Raw genomic sequence first — 21,466 nt, 5'->3', positions numbered from 1 at the left:
TAGTGGGACTTTGTAAGAAAGATGGAGCAAATTGAGCTAGAATGCGGGTAGGAGTTGCGTTTTACGTCAGTCTCGACAGGAGCAACGTAAGGTGAAAGATCAAGTACCAGCAGCGATGCCGCAGTGCTTTGAGAACTGGTGTCGTCGGTTTGATGATGTATTTTCGCGTCAGAAGCAGCGGCAGGAATTTCGTGTTTATCTAGGGGGACTGCTGGGTGAGAGTCAGCGCAAAAACCTGAGCCAACTGGTCACAAATACAGTAGATGGCTCCTACAACAGCCTCAGACATTTTCTCAACAATGCCCCTTGGGATGAAGTCAAGCTAAATAATCGGCGGTTGGAGGTGATGCACCAGTGTCGCCAGACGACCCCGAGTCAAGGTTTCACATTGATTGTAGATGATTCGGGACATCGCAAAAGTGGTGCGGCTACTGATGGGGTAGGACGGCAGTACATTGGGGAGATTGGCAAGACTGACAATGGTATTGTGCTGCTGACTACCTACTTGTATGATGGAGTGCGACGTCTGCCGTTAGATGTTGCACTCTATCAACACGCAAGTTTATTCGAGCAAGGCAAGGCAGACCCCAACTTCCAGAAAAAACCTGACCTGGCTCTAGACTTGGTTGACCAATGCTTGAAGCGCGGTTATCGACCGGGTGTGACTGTAATTGATGCAGGCTACGGTAATAACACGCCTTTTCTCAAGCAGTTGGAGTCGAGAAACCTAACTTACGTGGCAGCAATCGCCAAAAACCGCCAAGTTACTGCTCAAACATCAGGTGATGAGTCTGCTCGTAAGCAGGGATTAGAAGCTATTGCTCAAACCTTGGCAGTGGAGCAGTTCACACCTGTGCAACTCAATCTGGAGCAGCCCCGGACAGTTTGGGTGGCGCTGTTACCAGTTCACGTTCCGAAGCTCGAAGGCACTCGCTGGCTGGCGATTCAACTCAATGCCTCTAGTTTCGAGCAAGCGACGGAGGTGGATTACTTTCTCACCAATGCCTCTGACAACCAAGTCAGTGCGGCTTGGGTAGCTCAAACATATTCTGCTCGCAACTGGGTGGAGGTCTTCTATCGAGAAGCCAAGGGCTGGTTGGGTTTGAGTGAGTATCAAGTTCGGGATGCTCTGAGTATGAAGCGTCATTGGGTTTTAGTGTTCATCGCTTACACCTTCATCCTTTGGCATCAGTTGACCGGCGGATTCCGCAGACGTTGGGCAACCAAACCCTTACAAACCTTTGCCGAAGCATTGGAGGCATTCCGCACCGCAGTCGAGTTTCGTTTGGTCCGCTGGCTTAATGAGCATGTTGATGTATTTGCCTCTCACAGAGCTAAGTTCGGCTATATTTGGGCTTAGAAAGTTTTAAAGTCCCATTATGTAGAATTGAGCGGTCCAAGTCGGCTCGGCGCAACCGCAGTTCACGGCAAGCAGTGGATCTCAGGTAAATCTCAGCAGGTGCGTGGTGGTAGTGGCTGCCTTAAGGGTTGGGAACCTACAGGGCGACATCCGTTTGGTTCGGCATTTAAGGTAGTGCTGACAAAAACTGTAGAATCCGAAGGGCGAGCCGATTTCTCGTTATACTTTCGCTTCTCGCTGCCTTGTGGCAAAAGTCCCTACATTCTCGGTCCCTTTCCTTGGCTTTCTCACCAAGAAAAGGATCTGATCTTCATCGGACTTCTCGACCCCGAACCGCCGCCAGAGACACCACCGACTACAGGATCTACATTGCCTCCCGAAGACTTGCCTCCAAATGTCAACCCTGGTGACATCAGTGCAGGGCAAGATCGGTGCGAGACCTATCGAGGCGTAAACGTTGCCGCACTCAAGACTGCCATTGCCACGATTGAAAGTCAGGGTTCTAGTTATCAAGCAATCGGCGAATACGTATGCGACAACCAGGGCAACTGCGGTCGCGGTCTGGGCAAGTACCAGTTTATGAGCTATCGCAATGATGTGAATGCCATAATTAGCCAAAAGCCTGGTGGTCAAGAGTTTCTAGAGAAAATTAACGACAGTAATGCAAGTAAAGTAGAACTGGCGCAAGAACTGCCGCGCTACTTTTCTGCCGAGTCACAAGAAGCACTTGCCGATCGCTGGCTCAAGCGTCTAATTAATAATGCCAGCAATAAGGAATTGACAGGTGATGACTTAGTAGGCGATGCAGGCGAACAACATAACGCTGGAGAAGGAGGGCGATCGCCTGAATATGGCAAGCGTACAGTCGAGATCTATAAAAAAGTAAAGCCCCAAATTACTGCTAATTGCCAAAAAGAAAAAGGCGGATGTACTGGTACGTTCGTCCATCCCGCTCCAGGATATCCCAAGACTGATGTATTTGGTGCTTGCCGTCCCGTTGGTAGTTGTAGGAGAAGGCACGAGGGTGTTGACGTTGGTACTCCCACTGGCACACCAATTCGTGCTGCTGACGGTGGTACTGTGACTTTTGCAGGTAATAAAGGTTGCTACGGTTTAACCGTCGATCTCCAGCACTGTCAGACGGGACGCATAACTCGTTACGCTCACTGAGATCTTGCACCATTCTCAATAAAGGGTTGCCAAAAGAGCCAAAATCTGGAAGAAAGGGCGTAGGAATAATTTGAGTTGACGATTATGGAAACCATCGTCGAATACGCCCAAGGGCTAGTCTATAGCCTTCTTTGCTTAATGCCTAGCACATACCAGAAAGCCAGTCTAAACGCCCTGTTCGGGCTGTTTCTTGAAGCTCAAGGATATCCTTTACCCCAGCACACCCAGGTGAAATCCGCTTCTTCATTGAGTCGATTTTTGAATCACTACAATTGGTCTACTCGTAGCGTGATTCGCACGACTCGTCAAATGGTGTTGCAGCAAGTGACCGCTCATCCCCCTCATCCAAGCACTCCTTTGCGAGTGTTGATCGATCTAACGACATTCGAAAAGTGCGGCAAGTTTTTGCAGTTGAGTACGCCGACGAATGACCCCAAGGCACCTGACCCCTGGGTGAGAATACTTAACGGTAAGCGGGGATTACATTTAGTAGTATTGTACCTGGTGGTGGGTGAGTGGCGAGTGCCTTGGAGCTTTCGGGTCTGGCGGGGCAAAGGCTATCAAGCGCCCAGTACAATTAGCCTGCAAGTTGTTGGCAACGGTTCCAACCCAGTTGAGTCAGGGCAGGGTGGTCATTGTACAGGCAGATACGGAGTTTGGCACCGTAGAGTTTCTCAAAGCAGTGCGAAAGCAGTCGTGGCGAGCAGTCGTGGGGATGCGCTGCAATCGCAAAATGCAGGACGGTCGTCATCTAAAGCAACTGTATCGCCATGCCAACCGTGGACAACAGGTGTATTTAGCGGGAGACACACAGCCACTGACGGTGTCCTGGTTCTGGCTCAAACGAGCCGAAGGCAAGCGAGAACTGCGCTTTGTCGTTTCTACCCATCCTTACTCTGGCATTTATCTGGTGCGGCTAGGACGTAAGCGCTCTTGCATTGAGGGCTTTTTCAAAACGAGCAAACATCGTTTTGGGCTGCATCGCTTTGGGCAAACTACGAAACTTGGTGTCTATCGCTGGCTCATCAAGAGCGCTAATTGCCTATCTATTGGCGCATTGGATTGACCAATGGTCACTACCTCCTGTCCTGGATTGGAAAGCTGCCAGTGATTTGGCATTAACTGTACTGTTTCCCTCGGTTCTGTGGTTACAATTGCTGCGGTTCATCCGAGTCAATGCTGACATTGCTGCACAATTCGATTTTGAAATTATCCTCAAACCTTTACCCATTCTTGCTTATCGAGAATGCTGCAAGATCTGAGCTCACCTAAGTCAGGTACTTGTCTCCCCTGGACAGCAGGTAAGTCAAGGGCAGATTGTTGCTAAAAGTGGTAATACGGGTTGCGGTACGGGTCCTCACCTTCACTTTGAAATTCACTCTGCTGGTGCGGCTGAAGATCCAGAAAATTACCTGAAATTCTAGCTTGCAGGAAACCATACATGTACAAACGGATCTATTTTCCCTTTTTCTTGCTCTTTACTCTGCTCGGCACTTTAAGTTACCCAGCACTCTTGCAGGCAGGTAATGCCCAGACAACATCGGCTCCGGTTCCCCAAGCAATTGTGAAATGCTTGCCAAAGACCCGCGATCGGACTACAGTTCTCGCCCGTGCCGTAGAGAACGATACCGATTATTATCTGGTTCACACGAGTTTTAAGCGAGGCAAAGATTCCGTATGGGGCGACTTCTTGATTGCTGCCCAAAGTACGGCTTGCGTCCTGCTTCACTCCCCCGATGCAGCGCAGACACTTTATCAAAATTCTCTGGCACAATACGTCCCTATGTCTGTAGCTCAAAAATTAGCTCTCTCCAAGTGGCAAAAAGAGCTAGACCGTGCTGGCAGTAAGGAAGTACTGCGTCAAGAAATTCTGACAGGAATTGAGCCTGGACCCGATACGATGTATCTCTTTGCTGAAGATATTTGGGCGCTTAGGCAGTTGGGAATTGAAATTCCCAAAAACCAAAGTTAAAACTCGACTCTCCCAAACATTAGGTGCATCATGAATTATCGTTGTATCTCCCGCCTCCTTTACCCGCCACTACTTGTTGTTTTGGCGATCGCGTCATCCGGTTGCGCTTCTTGGTTAGAGGAGGCAGTACCAGATGCAATAGCGATCGCGGACGATTATCGACCTGCAAGTAAGTGGGAATTGGCGGCTCGCGCAGCTCCTCCCGATCTGATGGAGCAGGTAGTGCAGGAAAATATCGATCCAAGCTGGATTGGCGATCCCAACCGAATGCAAGTCATAAAAATTGCTGTAGCAGGACAACAGCATCCCGTCTATGTAATCAATCCGCAAGTCATGCCGCCTAAGTCAATCCGTACTATCGACCCGTCAATGTCACCGCTTTGCGGTACTGCTGGTTGCGCTTACCTGGGCTACATCGAGGAGGACGGTACGTATCGCCGTGTATTTCACCAATATTTAAAAGACAAACTGCCTCCAGGCACTACATTTCTGAAAGTAGGAGGCGGACTGACAAATGGGCTGCCATGCTTGGAGTTTACAGAATATCCAGAGCCGTTAAATGGTACTTCATTGGCGGTAACTCGCTACTGCTACAACGGACGCAAATACGTTCCTCAAGACAAAAAGCTCAGAGCGATACTACACAACAGTAAATAATTTACTCCGCTCCTACTGATAGAACAATGTTATGGAGACTGCACAATTCTTGTCGCCGGAACTTTTACACCATATATTGACCCGCGATTTATCCCAGGCGCGATCGCTACCCAAGCTGCCTGCTGACTATGCACCCAAAATCATCGAAATCTTCTTTGACGGAAAACCAGTTCAATCTTGGCATTTGGGAAACATTACCGCTGAAATTCAATTACCTGAATCCTACTCCCCACAGGCGATCGAGATCGCGATTGATGGAGAGCTTGCTTTTCTCCTGATTGGCAACGAGCTTGTCTTTAACCGCATTCAAAATCTTTCTATCCTTAACAGCGTTACGTAATCTTGTATGGAACTCGATTCTGCTCGCCGTGAAACAAAGCAAATTGGCGAGAACAATTATGAAATCCAGCAGGAATTGATTGTTACTGCAGCACGTCTGACTGCACGATTTATAGAAGAGCTGCTTTCCAAAATCAAGGGACGAATGCAAGACAAAAACGCTCCCTTGAAACTCTCGATTCAACTTGGGGACAAGACCCTAGAGGAAGAGACTGCTAATTCTAAAACTGCTGCTAGCGAGTCTCTCATGCTCTCTAAGCAGGATATTGATTATCTTCGCACTGCCATTGCCACGCCTGCATCGACACAAAAGCATCCCCACCTTGATCGCAATGTTTCAATTTCAGTCAATGGACGAGAGATTTTGAGCGTGAAAAATGGAGTTGTCAAACGCAACGAGCTAGCTTCCCCTACCAAGGAAGCAGAGGCAGAAGTAGAGCCTACTCCTGAGCGATCGCCCCAAATTGCTGCCGATTCTCCAGCTAAGGAATCGTCCGCTGTCCCTTCAACAATCGATGTTGATGCACGCACGGTTGTAGAGCCAGAAGGCGCGAAGGAAAATTCTGCTGTTGGGACAACACCTACCCAAGTGCTGGAGAAGGAAAAAACTCAACAAACCCAATCTGCCAAAACTCCCAGGACAGAAGCAGAACCCACTCCCAGTAGCTCCGTAATTATCATTCTCAATCGCGAATTACAAAATCGCGTTCCCCAAGGGAGATCGCGGGATCATCTCTTGAATGCCGTCCAATCCTGGGCAAAAGCGCCGAGAAATCTCATCCGTCAGGTATCTTCGGCATTTAGCCAAGCCCGACAGCAGCTTTTGTCTAAATTTGCCCAGCCAGAAACTCCTTTATCACGGGACTTGCGAAATCTTGCTGCTGTATCCACCGCCGATCGCCTCTTGACACAACATGGAACAAAAACAGCGGACGGCACAGAAGTACTGGAAGGAAACGTTTATCGCTTCGAGCGATCGCCTCAATCGCTAACTGTTACTGCCAAGGACGGACGCGGCACGATCTTGGAGCAACGCGACGGTGCGATCGCGGGCAATCTTTCTCCTGACGATGTAGCGAGGTTTCACACGATTGACAGCAGCCTCAGCGCCAGTATCGCACGAGAGCGATCGCCGCAAATTGAGCCTGAGTTGGGCTAAAAAGATACTTTTTTCTCATCCAAATTTTAGAAGCATTTGCTCTCTATGTTGTCCGCAAATCCAATTGCTACTACTGCAACAGCTCCATCTCCTGTGACTCGCACCTGGAAGAGCCTAGAAACTTCGCTTTACTCTTCTGGAGGGGTAATTATCCTTGGCTGTCTGATATTTCTCGCTGCTACGTATACTTTGTCAGGACGGAGTAAGAAGGGCAAGCTAGCACGCGGGAAGTTTGGCGGAGGGCATGAAAAACGAGTAGCAAAACGTTGCGCTCTCGGGCAAATGAGAGAGCGCTCGCCGAATGCTGTCTCGGTTTGGGTGGGTCAACCGACAGACTCCTTAATTGGACGTTCCCCCCTCTACCTTCCAGATGCACAGCGGGGAATTGCCGTGCTAGGAGCGCCAGGTACGGGGAAAACTGTATCGGTTATCGACCAGATCGCGCTTTCAGTACTCGACCAGGGGTTTCCGGCAATTGTGTGGGATTTCAAGTATCTGCGACAGACAGAACGGATAGTGGGCTATGCAAAAAGCAAGGGCTACGAAGTGCATGTCTTTGCTCCAGGTTATCCAGAATCGGCAGTGTGCAATCCACTTCAGTTTTTGGACAATGAAGCCGATTCCCTGATGGCGCGTCAGTTTGCCGAGGTGATGAACGCCAACTTCAAACGGGCAGGTCACACTTCAGAAGATGGGTTCTTTGGTCCCGCTGGCGACCAGGTGACAGAAGCAATACTCATGCTGGCACGCGGCTCAAAGTATTCCGATTTGCCGATGTGTCAAGCATTAGCTAGTAGAACGGATTTGGCGCAGCACATCCTGAATAAAAAAGACGAGCTAAACCCTTGGGTGCTGGCAAGTTTTGGGCAGTTGCTCTCCAGCTCCCAGTCGGAAAAAACTGTTTCCTCGATCTTAGCTACGGCAAACATTAATTTTACTCGCTTCATTAAGGGCGATATTCTGCCTGCCTTCTGCGGTAAAACGACTATCCCTACAGTCCTAGAAGGGAAAAAGCTTTTGGTTTTGGGATTAGACCGAGAAAAGCGGAACGTGCTGGCTCCCCTAATTGCTACGATCCTGCACATGCTCGTCAACAAAAACGTGACAATCGCACGTAAAAATCCATTGTTTCTGATTGCGGACGAGCTGCCAACTCTCTACCTGCCAGCACTGCATCACTGGCTCAACGAAAACCGCGAAGATGGTCTTTGCTGCGTTTTAGGTTTTCAGAACGTGGTGCAGATGGAGAAGATTTACGGTAAGGAACTAGCACGAGCAATTATTGGCGGTTGCGCTACCAAGATAATATTCAATCCCCAAGATTTTGAATCGGCTAAACTCTTCTCCGATTATCTGGGGCAGAAGGAAGTCAGTTATCGCCAGCGATCGCATGGTAGGAGTGGTGGTAAGGGGAGTACTACGTATTCAGAACAAATACAAACAAAAGCTTTATCGAAAATTTTGGGTTTAAAACCCCGCCCTTTAACGTAGTGGAGGGCGGCTTTACACAGGAACAAAAAGCGTGTAAAATACTTTCATGCTAAACATGACATGGGAATTTAAGCTAGAACCAACTCCAGAACAGGTCGATACTATCGAGCGGATATTCGCTGTGTGTCGCTCTGTGTGGAACTTTGCTTTGCGGGAACGCAAAGATTGGTTGAATTCCCGATCTGCACCCGTCAACACTTGTTCAATCGAACAAGAATATATACTCCCTGCTGATGAACCGTACCCCAGTTACCACACTCAAGCCAAGCGGTTAACTCTAGCCAAAGAGCAATTCCCGATACTTAAAGACGTACATTCTCAAGTCCTGCAACAAGTCTTGAGAACGCTGGATCGGGCATTTGAAGACATGAGAGCGAAGAAACTAGGCTTTCCTCGCTTCAAGAACAAATATCGAATGCGGTCATTTGTCTTTCCTCAACTGTCTAAAAACCCGCTAATCGGAGATGTACTAAAGCTCCCACAACTGGGGCAGATACGTCTGCGCTTGTCGCGTCAAATACCAGAGGGTTTTGAAATCAAACAAGCTAGGATTGTGCGACGGGCTAATGGTTACTTTGTCATGTTGGCGCTACAGTTGGATGTATCAGTACCAGATACCCCAATATCCGGTCATCCGCGAGGCTTGGATTTGGGATTCGATAAATTCGTAGCTACTAGCGATAACGAGCAGATTAATAGACCCCGTTTTTTGCAAACCCTGCAACGCGAGCTGAAATTGCTGCAACGTAGATTAAAGCACATGAAGTTGGGATCTAATAATAGACATAAGCTCAATCAAAAGATAGCGAGAATTCATCAACAAATTACTGATACTAGAAAAGACTGGCACTTTAAGCTAGCCCATCGTTTATGCAACGGTGCAGGAATGATATTTGTCGAAGACATTGACTTTCGTTCTTGGGCGAGAGGGATGTTGAGCAAACATAGTGCCGATGCTGGTTTTGGTCAATTTGTGAATATCCTGCAATGGGTGTGCTTTAAACGCAACGTCTTTTTTGCCAAAGTAGACAAGAACTACACTTCGCAGCAGTGTCCTGAATGTGGGACGCACACAGGCAAGAAAGAACTAAGCGAACGAATTCATTCCTGTCCGGTCTGTTTCTATACGACTTCGCGGGATGTTGCGGCGGCGCAAGTAATTAGAAATCGCGGATTAGAACTAGTTTCTGGGCTAGGGCATAGCCTAGAAGTAAAACAAACTGTCTGTGGACTGGATGCGGCGGGGGCTAGTGGTAACGTTAGTCTAGCTGGCACGGGACGAAGCAGAAAACTCAAGAAGTGATTCTTGGGAATCCCCGCACCTTTCAGGTCGGGGAGGATGTCAATTGAAGCATCCGATTTTCTACAATTGCCAACGGGACGATGCATCTTGCTCAATCCACATTTCCAACGCAGGCGAGAGTCTTACATTCCGCTACTGGAGTCTATTAGTTTATCGTCTGGCTACAAGCGAATTATTCAGCGCAGTAAAGCTGCATGGTCTTCTATACGAGATCTGCTAATCGAACAGAGTACTCAAATGGCGATCGCCAAAGGAGATCTTCAAGCGCGATACAAGGTAGCAGACGAGATGTTTCCCCCGCGTCGAAATACTCAGGCAAGAGGCAGCCTTTCAACCGATAAATTTCTCAACCTTTTGTAGTGTAGTATTGGGTTAGCTTTGCCGCCTGCTTTGATTACGGCATTTGTGTATATGTATAAAGCCTGGAAATTGCAAAGGCTTGTTTTGCTCGGCTTAATCTTAAGCCCTGTATCGCTGTTAGGACTCGTCTTAGAGCCTTTAGTTATCGCTACGATGTTGACACCACCAAAGGGAGAACCAACACCCGATTACGTTTTGAAGCCTGTTACCTATAAGGATTACGCTTTGCTCGGTCAGCATTTATTTAGCCGAGCCAAAACGCGCCAGGCTATGCAAGAGTCAGTTGCTGCGTGTAACAAAGCAATTAACCTAGCCCCTTCATTTGGTGATGGTTATATTTGTCGTGCCTTTCCATTAGCGGCATTGGGCAGCAAAGCACAGGCTGTTAAAGATGTCAGTACGGCAAAGACGCTTTACCTAAGAGCAGGAAATGAAAAAGAGGCTGGGATTATCGATCGCTTTGAACTAAAAAATCTGGTCAAGAATCAGCCTCCTGCATAGCAAGTGTATCTTTGAAGATTTTTTCAATGACAACTAAATCAGCACAAAATTCGCATCAAGGGAGAAAAATGGTTGCTCCCAAACACCAATTGACTCTCTATTGGTCAAGTGGGCTACGAACCCCTCGACCACCTCGGTTGAGTACGTGGGTGTAAATCATTGTCGTCTTGACATCCTTGTGTCCAAGCAATTCTTGTACCGTGCGGATATCGTAGCCATCTTCCAACAAGTGCGTGGCAAAGCTGTGGCGAAATGTGTGGCAACCCCCATGCTTTGTAATTCCTGCTTTTTGAACTGCTCCCTTGACAGCTCGTTGCACAGATTGCTCGTAGATATGGTGTCGCCGTACTATCTGGCTTCGGGGATCGACAGACCGCTTCCAAGACGGAAATACAAACTGCCACTTCCATTCGGAGTTTGCATTTGGATATTTCCGCTCTAGAGCATACGGTAACTCCACCGACCCATATCCCAACGCCAAATCCTGCTGATGCAAACTTTTGGTTTTTTGCAGGTGTGCCTTGATCGGCTCAATGGTTGAAACGGGCAGCATTGTGACTCGATCTTTGTTTCCTTTGCCATCTCGTACCGCGATCTGCTGATACTCAAAATCTATATCCTTCACCCGCAGACGCAGACACTCCATCAAACGCATCCCGCTGCCATACAACAAACTTGCAATCAAATGGTGAACGCCATCCAAGTGAGCCAAGATTTGCTTAACCTCATGTCGGGTGAACACTACAGGAAGATGCTCGGGTCGCTTTGCTCGCTCAATCTCGTCAATGTAGGGTAGCTCGATCTGCAAGACCTGACGGTAAAGGAATAACAGAGCACTCAGCGCTACAGTCTGAGTCGAAGCTGCCACTTGCCGCTCCACAGCTAGATGCGATAAGTATGCTCGAATTTCATCTGCTCCCATTTCCTTGGGATGCCGCTTATTGTGAAACAGGATGAAATCTCGGATGTAGTAAACATAAGATTTTTCGGTCTTTAGGCTGAAGTGCTTCAGTCGAATAGACTGTCGCACCTGGTCTAGCAAACGGGGTGGCTGGGGTTGCACGATCGGTTTTGGATGATGAAGAAATTTGAAATGAGGGGTGTTATCCATCACTTTTGACGGATAATACCCTCATTTCCAGAATTAACTCATAAATCTGCCGGATAACACCCCAAAACTGCGGACTTAAACTGCAAATTTTCGGTTTAATTCCAGAAAACTCTGGTGTTATCCCGTAGATGTGCAGTATAAGTGTGGAAAGCGGGGATGTTATCCAGCAAATGTGACACTGAATACATAGTTATACGGCTTCGGCTCTTGGTTAGGGCGGTACTTGCGACTCTTCTATCGGCTTGTCCAGCCATAAGTTATTCGTGAAGCTTTGCCATATCAAGGATAATAGAGGTAGTCCAATTGGTGTTTCTCGCTTTTCATGCAGTTTGAATGGGACGAGGCAAAAAATTTAGAAAATATTCGCAAGCACGAGATTGATTTTGCCGATGTTCCTGAAATGTTTGAAGCTCCAATGCTAATTGAACTAGACGATCGGTTTGATTATGGTGAAGACCGTTGGTTCGGTATCGGTTTTCTCGGTAACGGCGTAGCGGTTGTGGTTTGGACAGAACGACAAAACGATGTAATTCGGATCGTTTCAGCACGAAGGGCAAATCGATATGAGCGGCAAAGACTTGAGCAATACCTCTCGTACTAATTGGGCAGCATTAGAGGCAATGGATGATGAAGATATTGATTACTCCGATATTCCACCATTGACAGAAGAGTTTTTTGAGAAGGCTACTCTAAGAATTCCTGCGTCCCAAGCACAGCAGTTAGTTCAGATTGAGCCTGATGTGTTGAAGTGGTTCCAAGCCCAAGGTGTTGAATACAAAGCTTTAATCAACTCAATCTTGCGTCATTACATTGAAAGCCATAGTAATCGTCAGCCGTATAACAATTCGCTTGGAGCGGACTGACGAAAAGCCTTGTTTTTGAGTTCAAGGTTATTTACAGCCGCTCAAGCGAACCGTTAGGCTCTAAACGTTAGGCTCTAATGGAGGTGAAAATGCGTGTAGCTATAATGGGGTCAGGGGGAGTGGGGGGATATTATGGAGGGATGCTGGCTCGGGCTGGTGAGGATGTTACATTCATCGCTCGTGGGGCGCATCTCGATGCTGTGCGCGCCAATGGATTGATGGTGAAAACCACTCACGTAGGAGAGTTCACCATTCCAGTAAAAGCCACGGATGACCCAAACGAAATCGGACCCGTGGACCTCGTGCTGTTCTGTGTCAAAACCTACGATACAAATACAGCAGCAGAATTGATTCGCCCCCTTATTGGCTCGGAAACAGTTGTCTTGCCGCTGCAGAACGGGGTCGAGAGCCCAGAGCGAATCGGGCGCGTTGTAGGGGAGGAGCATGTTATCGGTGGAACAACGTACGTCTCCTCAAAGATTGAGTCGCCTGGGATCATCAAAGAAATATGGGATCATAGAGCGTACCTAGGTGAGTTGAATGGACAACTAGGTCCCCGCACCGAGCAACTGCTCAAGACCTTCGAGCGAGCCGAAGTGGCAGTCGAGATCCCGCCTGACATCCGCGTTGCCATGTGGAGTAAGCTGCTTGGCGTCAGCGCTTTTACTGCTGTGTGCTGTGTGACGAGACTGCCTGCTGCTGCAATCATATCCTGTGCGGAAACTTCCGCCCTATTTTGGGGCGCAATGGAGGAAGGTTTTGCAGTCGCGAGGGCAAGTGGGGTCACCATGCCTGACAATTTTCTGGATCAGAGCCGAGGCATTATGGCTGGTATAAATCCAATGTTGCGACCGTCCATGTACTATGACTTGCAAGCGGGCAAACCACTGGAATTGGAAGACATGATCGGAGTGGTGGTGCGTCTGGGTAATAAGCATGACGTTTCCACACCCCTGACCTTTGCCATGTACGCTGCGCTGAAGCCATATGTCAGTGGTGCGCCGGATATTCCACAGAGATAGTCCATTGCCGACTGCCTAAAACAGCACTGGAGAGGAGCGGCAACGTTAGGAGCCGTTCCTCAGTTAACGCGTTAGCCCACCACGCGCATGTTTGTGGAGACGGTACACAACTCATACTCTTCAGCGTTCCATCACCGCATAGTTCTCTCGTTCGGCATTGTGGCTTCAGTCTTGGTTGTGAGTTGTAGGGCACCGCAAGTGCAGTCTGTTGAGACAAAAGTGGTTTTAGACTATAACTGGAGGAGGCAGAGTCTTGGGTTTGGGGTAGTCGCAGGAGTGCAAGCTAACAATTCGGTTGCAACGGAACGGCACAGTTCTGTTGATTGGGTTGAAAAGCTTGTCTGCGTCCGCTGAACCGAGCCGTTCGACCGCTGAGATTGTCGGTGGGAGTGTGACTTGGAGGCTACCTGTAGGATGCGATCGCTTCAATCTTTTCTTGCTATCCTGGGTTGCTCAAGTGCTGAGTCAAAAAATTAATGAAGGTCTGAACTCTTAGTGACTGTCGGCGGTTGGGCAGGTAAAGGGCGTAGATGCCTGTATCGAGATTTGCTTGAGGATGAAACTGAAAATCGGTTAACACAGCTTGCAACCTGCCAGCCTGAACATCTTCACCGATCAACCAACTCGGCATCAAAATTAGACCCGCACCATCTAGGCAGGCTTGACGCAACACTTCAGAATTATTCACGTTCAGAGAACCATTCACCTTGATTTCACAGACCTCCTCGTAGCGTTTGAACCGCCAAATTTCGTCTCCTGTGGCGTAGGTAAAGCACAAACAATTGTGGCGGATCAAATCATCTGGATGAGTTGGAATGCCGTAACGCTCGAAATAAGCTGGACTTCCGCATACTAAACGAGTATGAGATGCCAGTTTGCGGAGAATCAGACGATCGCTAGAGCGATCAAGGTTGCCAATGCGAATCACGAGATCGAGATCTTCTTCAACCAGGTTTGCCAGCCCATCGCTCAAACGCAGATCTAGCTTGACTTGGGGATACTGAGCCAGAAACTTACTCAGGAGTGGGGCAATATGAATTCGTCCAAATGCCACGGGCAGACTTGCCCGCAAAATTCCGCGAGGAACATCGCCCTGCTCAGTCACAGAAAAATTTGCGGCTTCTACGTCTTGCAGAATCTGCACCGCTTTGTCGTAGTATTTATGTCCCTGAGGAGTTAGGGTAATGCTGCGAGTAGAGCGATTGAGCAACTGCGTATTTAACATTCCTTCTAGGGCGTTTACTTGTCGCGTGACTGAAGAAACTGCCAAGTCTAGCTGACGAGCGGCTTCCGAGAAGCCCCCCGCTTCAACGACTTTGACAAACGATCGCATTGCCGCTAACTGATCCATCTCCTTTCAAGCTTTGCAAAAAAAGCAAAGGTGTTTAGCTTTTTGGGTATATTAACATTCTTCCTGAGTGCAATTAGAGTAGAACTGTGAGTCACTAAGGCACTGTTTGTCAGGAGGCAACCATGACATTAACGATCGCCATTACCTCAGATTTCATTTGTCCCTGGTGTTTGGTTGCAGAAACGCGATTGAATCGGGCAATTGAACAACTGAATTCACCGATTGAAATTCAAAAAATTTGGTATCCATTCGAGCTAAACCCAGATATGCCTGAAGCTGGGATGGATCGTAAAACTTACCGCAGCCGGAAGTTTGGCAGTTGGGAATATTCGCAGCAATTAGATGCGAACACAGTTCAAGCGACTCAAAACGATGGCATCGGATTTCGCTACGACTTGATGACCGTTACCCCAAACACGTTGAAAGCTCATCGATTAACGTGGTTTGCAGGACAACAAGGCAAAGCAACGGCCATGGCAGAACGAATTCTAAGCGCTTATTTCACAGAAGGACAGAACATTGTCGAAGTTCAAGTCTTAGCGGATCTAGCGGCTGAAGTGGGTCTAGATGCAGAAGCAGCGAAGACTTTTCTGTTATCGGATGCAGGAACTCAAGAGATCCGAGACTTGGAACAGCAAGCGATCGCTCAAGGAATTCATGGTGTTCCTCATATCCGCATTGGTCAAACCGTGGTGTCGGGCGCTCAATCCACTGAGGTTTTTCTGAATGCCCTGCAAAATGCGATGGCTGAATTGTCACCTGCCTAAAGTACAAGCCAATCCGATCGGTTGAATGACCAGAATAACAACGGAAATACTACTATGACCAATGATTTAGGCTTATCGTCTAATCCCCGTAGAGTCAAACTCTATGAACAACCTAATTCCGCTTCTGCTTACGAAATTCGAGATTTTCTCAACCGCAGCGTCGTTGAATTTGATTGGATTGAACTAACGAGCGACCAGGATTGTTCTCGCGAACTGAGTCTTTCAACGTTGAGCAATATTCGCTTGCCGATGGTCGAATTTCCAGATGGCACTCAACTCTTTGCCCCGACCATTCGAGAGATCGCTGAACGATTGGGTTGGGTGACGCAACCCAAATTTAAAGAATATGATCTGTCAATTTATGGTGCGGGACCTGCTGGCTTGAGTGCAGCCGTATATGCTGCATCTGAGGGGCTACGCACTGTTTTAGTTGAACGTCATGCGGTAGGTGGACAAGCAGGCACCAGTTCTTTGATTGAGAATTACATGGGATTTCCAGAAGGGATTAGCGGTGCTGATTTAGCAGAACGCGCTCGCCAGCAGGCAGTAAAGTTTGGGATTGAACTGCTGCTCTTGCGAGAAGGGGTGAAATCAGAATTTCGAGACAATCGAATCTACACGGATATGGCAGATGGCAGCAAAATGATTGCGCGAGCGAACATCTGCGCTACAGGGATTGAGTACCGACGGCTTAATCTTCCCAATGAAGATCAATTTCTCAAAGTCGGATTGTTTTACGGAGCGGGTGCAAGTGAAGCCCCGCTGTGTGGTGGCGAACACGTCTTTATTGTGGGCGGCGGCAACTCGGCAGGTCAGGCTGCCATGTATCTGTCGCGCTATGCCGAAAAAGTCACCATGCTGATTCGCGGCGATACGCTAGCGGCGACCTTATCGCAGTACCTTGTTGAACGCATTACTCAAAAAAGCAACATTGAAGTTCTCTTTCAAGCTCAGGTGACTGGGTTAGCAGGAGATACCTCATTACAGCAGATTGAAGTAACCCATCATCGCGATCGATCAACCCAAAAAATTGATACTCGATGGCTGTTTGTTTGTATTGGTGGTGCACCAAATACTGAATGGGCAAAGGATACTGCCATCATTCGGGATCAGGCAGGCTACTTGGTGACTGGCTCAGATTTGCTTACCGAGGGTCGTTTACCGGAATGCTGGACGCTCGATCGCGATCCATTCTTCTTGGAAACCAGTGTTCCTGGTTCCTTTGCAGCGGGAGATGTGAGGCATGGTTCTGTGAAGCGGGTGGCTTCATCCGTAGGTGAAGGTGCAATGGCGGTCACGTTTGTTCATAAGTATTTAGAGGAAATTGGATGAACGCTATCAATAAACGTGCCCTTGTAATTGGTGGGTCATTGGCTGGGTTGTTCGCCGGAACTCTGTTGCGATCGATCGGTTGGCAGGTAGATATTTACGAGCGATCGCCTCACAACCTCGACAGTCGCGGCGGCGGCATTGTGCTGCAACCGGATGTTGTAGAAGCGTTTCAACGAGCAGGGATAGCCTGTGAAGATCCTTTAGGTGTGGTAGCGCACGAGCGATATTATCTGAAACGCGATGGCAGGATTGCTCAAGCCATGCCGATGCGTCAAACTTTAACCTCCTGGAACTTACTGTATGGGTCGATGCGGCGACATTTTCCGGCTGACCACTACCATCAAGGCAAGCACCTGACCGAGATTCAGCAAGATGGGCTAGCGGTGACTGCGATGTTTGCCGATGGCACTCGCGAGACAGGCGATCTACTCGTCGGTGCGGATGGGCCGGCTTCAACCATTCGCCACTTGCTCTTGCCTGACTACACACCCCAATATGCTGGATATGTTGCCTATCGCGGCCTAGTAGATGAATCGGAACTCGATCCTGCAACGGCAAAATTGTTGACCGAACGGTTTGTATTTTATCAATTTCCCAATTCTCACATTCTGCAATATGTAATTCCAGGAGAGAATGAATCGTTGATTCCGGGGGAACGCCGCTTCAACTGGGTTTGGTATGTCAATTACAACCAAACAACCGAATTGCCGGACATTCTAACCGATAAAAACGGGCAGCGGCGGGAGTATTCGATCGCCCCTGGAATGATCCATCCGACTGTGGAGCAAGCGATGAGATCGTATGCCGATCGCGTCTTAGCACCTCCATTTCAAAAATTAGTGGCAGCAACACAAGAACCCTTTGTCCAAGCCATTTTGGATCTTGGCGTACCGCAAATGGCATTTGAGCGCATTGCCTTAATTGGCGACGCGGCTTTTATTCCCCGTCCCCATACGGCTGCTAGTACCGCGAAGGCGGCTGCTAATGCGATCGCTTTAGTCGATGCTTTGGTTGACTCCAATCATGATGTACCCAAGACACTAAAGGCATGGGAAGGCGAGCAACTGGCGCTAGGAATGCGCCTCTGGAAATCGGGAGAGGCTTTGGGAGAGCGATCGCAATTTATATACGGTGAGGGACGAACGGAGGGATAACCGATGAAATCATTCATGAACCTGAATCGATTTGAAGCATTCAGTGATGGGGTATTCGCGATTGCCATGACCCTACTGGTGATTGAAATTAAAGTACCAGATTTGTCCCAGGCAACGGCATCGACTGCAATTGATGCACTAGTTCATGCTGTACCGCACGTTCTGAGCTACATGACGAGCTTCTTGGTCATTGGCGTTCTGTGGCTCAATCATCATGCTCTATTTCATTTACTGAAGCGGGTCGATCGGATTGTCTTGACAATCAACTTAGTATTGCTCATGTGCATTGCTTTTATTCCCTTCCCAACATCATTGATCGGCGAATACAGCAAACTCCAACCTATTGTGATGTTTTATGGTTTAACGCTGTCGTTCACTGGAATTGTCTACAATGCCCTTTGGTTTTATGTCGTTCGGCAGTATCTCTGGGATCATCCTCAAGCTAACCGCCATTTCATTTATCAAGCTTCTCTTTGGAGTATTGGTTATCCGATTTTTTACTTAATTGCTTCGCTGTTGTCATTGAGCAATACAACCTTAAGCACAGTTCTCTACATCCTCATTCCGTTGTTTTATCTATTTCCCAGCGTCATCGATCGACAACTGGGTAATCTACCCGATGAAGCCTCCTAAAACAACCTGCATCTCTACCAGTAGATTAGGATACAATCCTGAATCTCTTCCACACAGGTTTAGCAGTAGCGATCGCGGTCGAACAAATCGTTGGAGCCGACCGCTGCGAGGTTATCTGTTGGGAGTTTGAGGCTATCTGCGGCGGCTCAACTTCACCGTTAGCGATCGCGCTTATGTGCGATCGCCTGCGTTGGGAATCACAAAACTACATCACCAGTTGTTCTTGTTGTCTCGCTACTTCTTGTAATTCTTGGGCGATTGCAATAGCTGTTTGAGACACGTAGCTCAAGTAATCGCGAGCAGACACAAGATATTCTTGCTTGGGCAACGTCTCCTTCAATAGCCGCACGCGATCGCTCTGTGTCAGCAGTGCTTCTACCTCATCAATCGTCTCTCCGTGCTTGAGCGCCAGGATCGCTATGGCAATGTCGATCTCATCATGGTTGCTATCTCTAAATGCCTCTTGCTGACGCACTTGCTCTCGCAGTACCAAGTACCGTTCTCGCAGTTCTAATTTGCGCTCTTGGGTAATGCGATCGCTTGCCATTGCTGCCGTTTCTGCATCTGGCGATCGCTCAATTACTTCCATTACAGGAACAGAAAGGTAGTTTTGAATCTGCGTCCAAGCATAGCCGCGTCCGATCTGCCTTCCTTGAAATGGCACGCTGCCAAGTTTGTAGGAAATTCCCAGGATCTTACCCCGCTCGTCCCGTCGCAACTGCACCTGGACATCCTGCGCTTCGAGCCGAGCGACAAATTCCTGCAAGCAAGGTTTTCCCTGTAATACTTCAGAAATTAACTGCTGTAACTTAACTCGTCGGCTCACCTCACCAGTACGACGATACTTGCGTACTTCACCAGTATGGGGCGATCGCTCCTTTTTGCTCCAGCTAGGCACGACTGGTTTTAACTCATACTGCTGTTCCAGTTGACGCACTAGCACTTCACTGCGGCGGTAATTCCAAGCATCACTCACTGTCGAGCCGTCAGTAATTTTAATCCGACTAGCAATAATATGAATGTGGTGATGGTGAGTGTCGGCGTGACGGTACACTACATACTGAGAGCCATGAAAGCCCATTCCCTTGACGTAGGCATCAGCAATTTCGTTCCAATTGCGATCGCTCAACTCCTCATCAGGCGCTACAGATAGGGTGGCGTGGTAAACGCATTTCTTGACTCGAAAGTTCAAATCTCGCGAGATCCGAAATTCTGCTGCCAGCTGGGATGGACTTTGCCCCGTCATGTTACCACCAATGCGTTGCGCCCCTTCCTTGCCACTAACATAGGATAGGACACCTGCAAAGTTGCTCCCCAACACCTGCTTGGCAATCACGATCCATCTCCAAAGCCGAGTAAGTCTTGCCTCACCTGCACGAGCAGCTGCTTCAACGACTCTATGGCTTCACTAGAGTTGTTGGGAAATAAGAAGTAAGTAAGATCATCTTGCTGCTCCAGCGTACCGATTTAGCCAGCATCAAGATAGAAGTTCCACAGTCCTGCGGCAATCAGCATCAGTCGGTCATCGAAATCAGCCGCACGATTCCTATACAAGGCTGCGACAGCGTTGTATCGTTTCACCCCTGCAAAGGCATTTTCACACACCACCCGTTCTCGACTCAGTGTCTTGTTTTCTGCCTGCTGTTGTGGTGTCAATTCACCTCCTCTCGGCTTTTTGTGCCCAATGCGAATGTTGACATACTCGTTCTGTAAGCCCTGAAAGCCTAAATCCACCTCAATCGGAATGGCATCGGGAATGGCTGCTGCCATCGCTTCCTCATCCAAGAATCGTTTGTCATGCACTTTCCCTTCCCGTGATGAACTCAACACCAACACCCGCTTGCGCTCATCAACCGCTGCTAGATGCTTGCGCGTCGTTCGCCGCTTTTTTCCCGAATAGTGCTCCTTTTGTCGCTCTTTGTCTTGGGGGCGTTGAATTGGTCGTTCCGTGCCATCAATCATCACCCGTTTCACGGCTGGAAATCGCTCCACAAACTCCTCGACACTGCGTAACTTGCGCTCCGGCAATGCTAGCTTTTGTCCCAATGCACTCTCTAGCACGGGTAAGAGGCGATGCGTCCACTCATGCGCCTGCGAACGGTCAAAGTGGAACAAGACGCTAGCGAGATCGAAGGTGGGATAACACTTGCAGTAAAACAAGCTGTAGAACAACTTGTCCTCCATCGTCTGCAAGGTGGCTTTGCGTCCACCTCCAACAGCACGTTTGCGCTGCCTATCCAGCGGGGTTAAGCTTTGCCAATAGGCTTGAGCAAAACTGTGCAGCAGGTCATCAAAGGCTTTACGGTTTAGACCAGTCAGGGCGCGTAACAAACGGTCTTGCTTGAGAATGCGTTCTAGGTCTAGCATCGCTTTCCAGTTGACGACAGGTTGCCTTCATTCTCCCTTATTTCCCAACAAGTCTACTCTCTACAAGCGCCATATCACGGTTAGACTCAATTTCCAATAGGCTGTAGATTTCTCCAAGTTGGTAATAAAGTTGGCGGTTGACTTGGGGTACAAGCTGGCGTTGCTTTTCGGTGACTGGAATAGAAAGCGCTACATTTCGCATAAATGCACTCAAACTTAAATCTCCAGCTTTTTTAGCAGCAGTGACTATTTGTGCTTTTTCTTGAGGAGTAAGTCGAACGCGAACTATTTGGTTTCGTAATGTATTGTCTACCACCACTCGCCTCAAACTTTACAATACAAATTATTGCATCTATGTTACAAAAACTTTTAACTAAGATCATCATCCCTACTATTTCTTAGTTAAAAAAGCTGGTAAGAAAATTTGTATTTTTATCCTAACTCATGTAGTCCTCTGACATGGCTTGCTCCTCTAATTGCAGCACGAGCGAGCCATAGAAGCTTCGCATGAGTTGGAGGCAAAGTAGGCGAGTATTTGCTTATTCGTATCGAGT

Annotated in this window: 24 protein-coding genes and 1 pseudogene; 20 read left to right on the top strand and 5 right to left on the bottom strand. The window is 48.3% G+C overall.

Annotated features, from left to right (window positions below):
• Positions 1-91 precede the first annotated feature (91 nt).
• The 13 genes and pseudogenes from N4J56_RS23340 to N4J56_RS23280 all read left to right on the top strand — a co-directional run bounded on the left by N4J56_RS23340 (position 92) and on the right by N4J56_RS23280 (position 10,312).
• The gene (locus tag N4J56_RS23340) at positions 92-1,360 is read left to right on the top strand and encodes an IS701 family transposase (RefSeq protein WP_317104593.1); all 1,269 of its coding nucleotides are present in this window, start codon (positions 92-94) and stop codon (positions 1,358-1,360) included.
• Between the two features lie 27 nt (positions 1,361-1,387).
• A complete protein-coding gene (locus N4J56_RS23335) occupies positions 1,388-2,530 on the top strand; it encodes a M23 family metallopeptidase (protein ID WP_317108616.1) in 1,143 nt (380 codons plus the stop codon).
• A gap of 592 nt (positions 2,531-3,122) precedes the next feature.
• Positions 3,123-3,596: a transposase gene (locus N4J56_RS23330; RefSeq protein WP_317106468.1), complete on the top strand. Its 474-nt coding sequence runs from the start codon at positions 3,123-3,125 to the stop codon at positions 3,594-3,596.
• Positions 3,597-3,642: 46 nt separating this feature from the next.
• Positions 3,643-3,792, top strand: coding sequence for a hypothetical protein (locus tag N4J56_RS23325; protein ID WP_317106469.1), 150 nt, complete (start codon positions 3,643-3,645; stop codon positions 3,790-3,792).
• 12 nt (positions 3,793-3,804) lie between these two features.
• Positions 3,805-3,954, top strand: a pseudogene (locus tag N4J56_RS23320) (M23 family metallopeptidase); the annotation flags it as partial.
• 17 nt (positions 3,955-3,971) lie between these two features.
• The gene (locus N4J56_RS23315; protein WP_317108615.1) at positions 3,972-4,502 is read left to right on the top strand and encodes a hypothetical protein; all 531 of its coding nucleotides are present in this window, start codon (positions 3,972-3,974) and stop codon (positions 4,500-4,502) included.
• 30 nt (positions 4,503-4,532) lie between these two features.
• Positions 4,533-5,159, top strand: a complete 627-nt coding sequence (locus N4J56_RS23310; protein ID WP_317108614.1) for a hypothetical protein — start codon at positions 4,533-4,535, stop codon at positions 5,157-5,159.
• 31 nt (positions 5,160-5,190) lie between these two features.
• A complete protein-coding gene (locus N4J56_RS23305) occupies positions 5,191-5,499 on the top strand; it encodes a hypothetical protein (protein ID WP_317108613.1) in 309 nt (102 codons plus the stop codon).
• Between the two features lie 6 nt (positions 5,500-5,505).
• Entirely contained in the window at positions 5,506-6,657 is a 1,152-nt protein-coding gene (locus N4J56_RS23300) for a hypothetical protein (RefSeq protein WP_317108612.1), read from the top strand.
• Positions 6,658-6,702: 45 nt separating this feature from the next.
• A complete protein-coding gene (locus tag N4J56_RS23295) occupies positions 6,703-8,148 on the top strand; it encodes a type IV secretory system conjugative DNA transfer family protein (protein ID WP_317108611.1) in 1,446 nt (481 codons plus the stop codon).
• A gap of 46 nt (positions 8,149-8,194) precedes the next feature.
• Entirely contained in the window at positions 8,195-9,451 is a 1,257-nt protein-coding gene (locus tag N4J56_RS23290; RefSeq protein WP_317105876.1) for a transposase, read from the top strand.
• Between the two features lie 36 nt (positions 9,452-9,487).
• Positions 9,488-9,811 (top strand): hypothetical protein, encoded by a 324-nt coding sequence (locus N4J56_RS23285; protein ID WP_317108610.1) that lies wholly within the window; start codon positions 9,488-9,490, stop codon positions 9,809-9,811.
• 51 nt (positions 9,812-9,862) lie between these two features.
• Positions 9,863-10,312 carry a hypothetical protein gene (locus N4J56_RS23280; RefSeq protein ID WP_317108609.1) on the top strand — a complete coding sequence of 150 codons (450 nt, stop codon included), beginning with the start codon at positions 9,863-9,865 and terminating at the stop codon, positions 10,310-10,312.
• Between the two features lie 97 nt (positions 10,313-10,409).
• On the opposite strand, the gene N4J56_RS23275 is transcribed toward N4J56_RS23280, so the two are convergent.
• Positions 10,410-11,423, bottom strand: coding sequence for an integron integrase (locus tag N4J56_RS23275; RefSeq protein WP_317108608.1), 1,014 nt, complete (start codon positions 11,421-11,423; stop codon positions 10,410-10,412).
• A 322-nt stretch (positions 11,424-11,745) separates the two neighbouring features.
• Here N4J56_RS23275 and N4J56_RS23270 point away from each other — a divergent pair, with 322 nt between their 5' ends.
• The 3 genes from N4J56_RS23270 (at position 11,746) to N4J56_RS23260 (ending at position 13,308) form a co-directional block, all read left to right on the top strand.
• Positions 11,746-12,024, top strand: coding sequence for a BrnT family toxin (locus N4J56_RS23270; protein WP_317108607.1), 279 nt, complete (start codon positions 11,746-11,748; stop codon positions 12,022-12,024).
• Positions 11,987-12,286: a BrnA antitoxin family protein gene (locus N4J56_RS23265; protein ID WP_317108606.1), complete on the top strand. Its 300-nt coding sequence runs from the start codon at positions 11,987-11,989 to the stop codon at positions 12,284-12,286. Before N4J56_RS23270 ends, N4J56_RS23265 begins: the two co-directional genes overlap by 38 nt.
• 77 nt (positions 12,287-12,363) lie before the next feature.
• Positions 12,364-13,308: a 2-dehydropantoate 2-reductase gene (locus N4J56_RS23260; protein WP_317108605.1), complete on the top strand. Its 945-nt coding sequence runs from the start codon at positions 12,364-12,366 to the stop codon at positions 13,306-13,308.
• A gap of 439 nt (positions 13,309-13,747) precedes the next feature.
• On the opposite strand, the gene N4J56_RS23255 is transcribed toward N4J56_RS23260, so the two are convergent.
• Positions 13,748-14,659, bottom strand: coding sequence for a LysR family transcriptional regulator (locus N4J56_RS23255; RefSeq protein WP_317108604.1), 912 nt, complete (start codon positions 14,657-14,659; stop codon positions 13,748-13,750).
• Positions 14,660-14,781: 122 nt separating this feature from the next.
• Here N4J56_RS23255 and N4J56_RS23250 point away from each other — a divergent pair, with 122 nt between their 5' ends.
• The 4 genes from N4J56_RS23250 to N4J56_RS23235 are packed head-to-tail and all read left to right on the top strand — an operon-like array spanning position 14,782 to position 18,545.
• The gene (locus N4J56_RS23250) at positions 14,782-15,426 is read left to right on the top strand and encodes a DsbA family oxidoreductase (protein WP_317108603.1); all 645 of its coding nucleotides are present in this window, start codon (positions 14,782-14,784) and stop codon (positions 15,424-15,426) included.
• Positions 15,427-15,480: 54 nt separating this feature from the next.
• On the top strand, positions 15,481-16,758 hold the full coding sequence (locus tag N4J56_RS23245; protein ID WP_317108602.1) for an NAD(P)/FAD-dependent oxidoreductase: 1,278 nt from the start codon (positions 15,481-15,483) through the stop codon (positions 16,756-16,758).
• Positions 16,755-17,912 carry an FAD binding domain-containing protein gene (locus tag N4J56_RS23240; protein ID WP_317108601.1) on the top strand — a complete coding sequence of 386 codons (1,158 nt, stop codon included), beginning with the start codon at positions 16,755-16,757 and terminating at the stop codon, positions 17,910-17,912. Before N4J56_RS23245 ends, N4J56_RS23240 begins: the two co-directional genes overlap by 4 nt.
• 3 nt (positions 17,913-17,915) lie before the next feature.
• Positions 17,916-18,545 (top strand): TMEM175 family protein, encoded by a 630-nt coding sequence (locus N4J56_RS23235; RefSeq protein WP_317108600.1) that lies wholly within the window; start codon positions 17,916-17,918, stop codon positions 18,543-18,545.
• 205 nt (positions 18,546-18,750) lie between these two features.
• On the opposite strand, the gene N4J56_RS23230 is transcribed toward N4J56_RS23235, so the two are convergent.
• From N4J56_RS23230 to N4J56_RS23220, 3 genes are all read right to left on the bottom strand, one after another.
• Complete coding sequence (locus N4J56_RS23230; protein ID WP_317108599.1) at positions 18,751-19,881, bottom strand: relaxase/mobilization nuclease domain-containing protein; 1,131 nt, start codon at positions 19,879-19,881, stop codon at positions 18,751-18,753.
• Positions 19,882-20,012: 131 nt separating this feature from the next.
• A complete protein-coding gene (locus tag N4J56_RS23225) occupies positions 20,013-20,912 on the bottom strand; it encodes a transposase family protein (RefSeq protein ID WP_317108167.1) in 900 nt (299 codons plus the stop codon).
• A gap of 37 nt (positions 20,913-20,949) precedes the next feature.
• A complete protein-coding gene (locus N4J56_RS23220) occupies positions 20,950-21,228 on the bottom strand; it encodes a plasmid mobilization protein (RefSeq protein ID WP_317108598.1) in 279 nt (92 codons plus the stop codon).
• Positions 21,229-21,466 lie beyond the last annotated feature (238 nt).

The sequence above is a fragment of the Chroococcidiopsis sp. SAG 2025 genome (assembly GCF_032860985.1).
In the GTDB taxonomy this organism is placed as follows: Bacteria; Cyanobacteriota; Cyanobacteriia; order Cyanobacteriales; family Chroococcidiopsidaceae; genus Chroococcidiopsis.
This window is presented reverse-complemented; position numbering and strand designations above follow the sequence as displayed.

Coding starts and splice junctions, on each gene's coding strand:
- N4J56_RS23315 (WP_317108615.1), top strand. CDS start 3,972: ATGTACAAACGGATCTATTTTCCCTTTTTCTTGCTCTTTACTCTGCTC.
- N4J56_RS23310 (WP_317108614.1), top strand. CDS start 4,533: ATGAATTATCGTTGTATCTCCCGCCTCCTTTACCCGCCACTACTTGTT.
- N4J56_RS23305 (WP_317108613.1), top strand. CDS start 5,191: ATGGAGACTGCACAATTCTTGTCGCCGGAACTTTTACACCATATATTG.
- N4J56_RS23300 (WP_317108612.1), top strand. CDS start 5,506: ATGGAACTCGATTCTGCTCGCCGTGAAACAAAGCAAATTGGCGAGAAC.
- N4J56_RS23295 (WP_317108611.1), top strand. CDS start 6,703: ATGTTGTCCGCAAATCCAATTGCTACTACTGCAACAGCTCCATCTCCT.
- N4J56_RS23290 (WP_317105876.1), top strand. CDS start 8,195: ATGCTAAACATGACATGGGAATTTAAGCTAGAACCAACTCCAGAACAG.
- N4J56_RS23285 (WP_317108610.1), top strand. CDS start 9,488: ATGTCAATTGAAGCATCCGATTTTCTACAATTGCCAACGGGACGATGC.
- N4J56_RS23280 (WP_317108609.1), top strand. CDS start 9,863: ATGTATAAAGCCTGGAAATTGCAAAGGCTTGTTTTGCTCGGCTTAATC.
- N4J56_RS23275 (WP_317108608.1), bottom strand. CDS start 11,423: ATGGATAACACCCCTCATTTCAAATTTCTTCATCATCCAAAACCGATC.
- N4J56_RS23270 (WP_317108607.1), top strand. CDS start 11,746: ATGCAGTTTGAATGGGACGAGGCAAAAAATTTAGAAAATATTCGCAAG.
- N4J56_RS23265 (WP_317108606.1), top strand. CDS start 11,987: ATGAGCGGCAAAGACTTGAGCAATACCTCTCGTACTAATTGGGCAGCA.
- N4J56_RS23260 (WP_317108605.1), top strand. CDS start 12,364: ATGGAGGTGAAAATGCGTGTAGCTATAATGGGGTCAGGGGGAGTGGGG.
- N4J56_RS23255 (WP_317108604.1), bottom strand. CDS start 14,659: ATGGATCAGTTAGCGGCAATGCGATCGTTTGTCAAAGTCGTTGAAGCG.
- N4J56_RS23250 (WP_317108603.1), top strand. CDS start 14,782: ATGACATTAACGATCGCCATTACCTCAGATTTCATTTGTCCCTGGTGT.
- N4J56_RS23245 (WP_317108602.1), top strand. CDS start 15,481: ATGACCAATGATTTAGGCTTATCGTCTAATCCCCGTAGAGTCAAACTC.
- N4J56_RS23240 (WP_317108601.1), top strand. CDS start 16,755: ATGAACGCTATCAATAAACGTGCCCTTGTAATTGGTGGGTCATTGGCT.
- N4J56_RS23235 (WP_317108600.1), top strand. CDS start 17,916: ATGAAATCATTCATGAACCTGAATCGATTTGAAGCATTCAGTGATGGG.
- N4J56_RS23225 (WP_317108167.1), bottom strand. CDS start 20,912: ATGCTAGACCTAGAACGCATTCTCAAGCAAGACCGTTTGTTACGCGCC.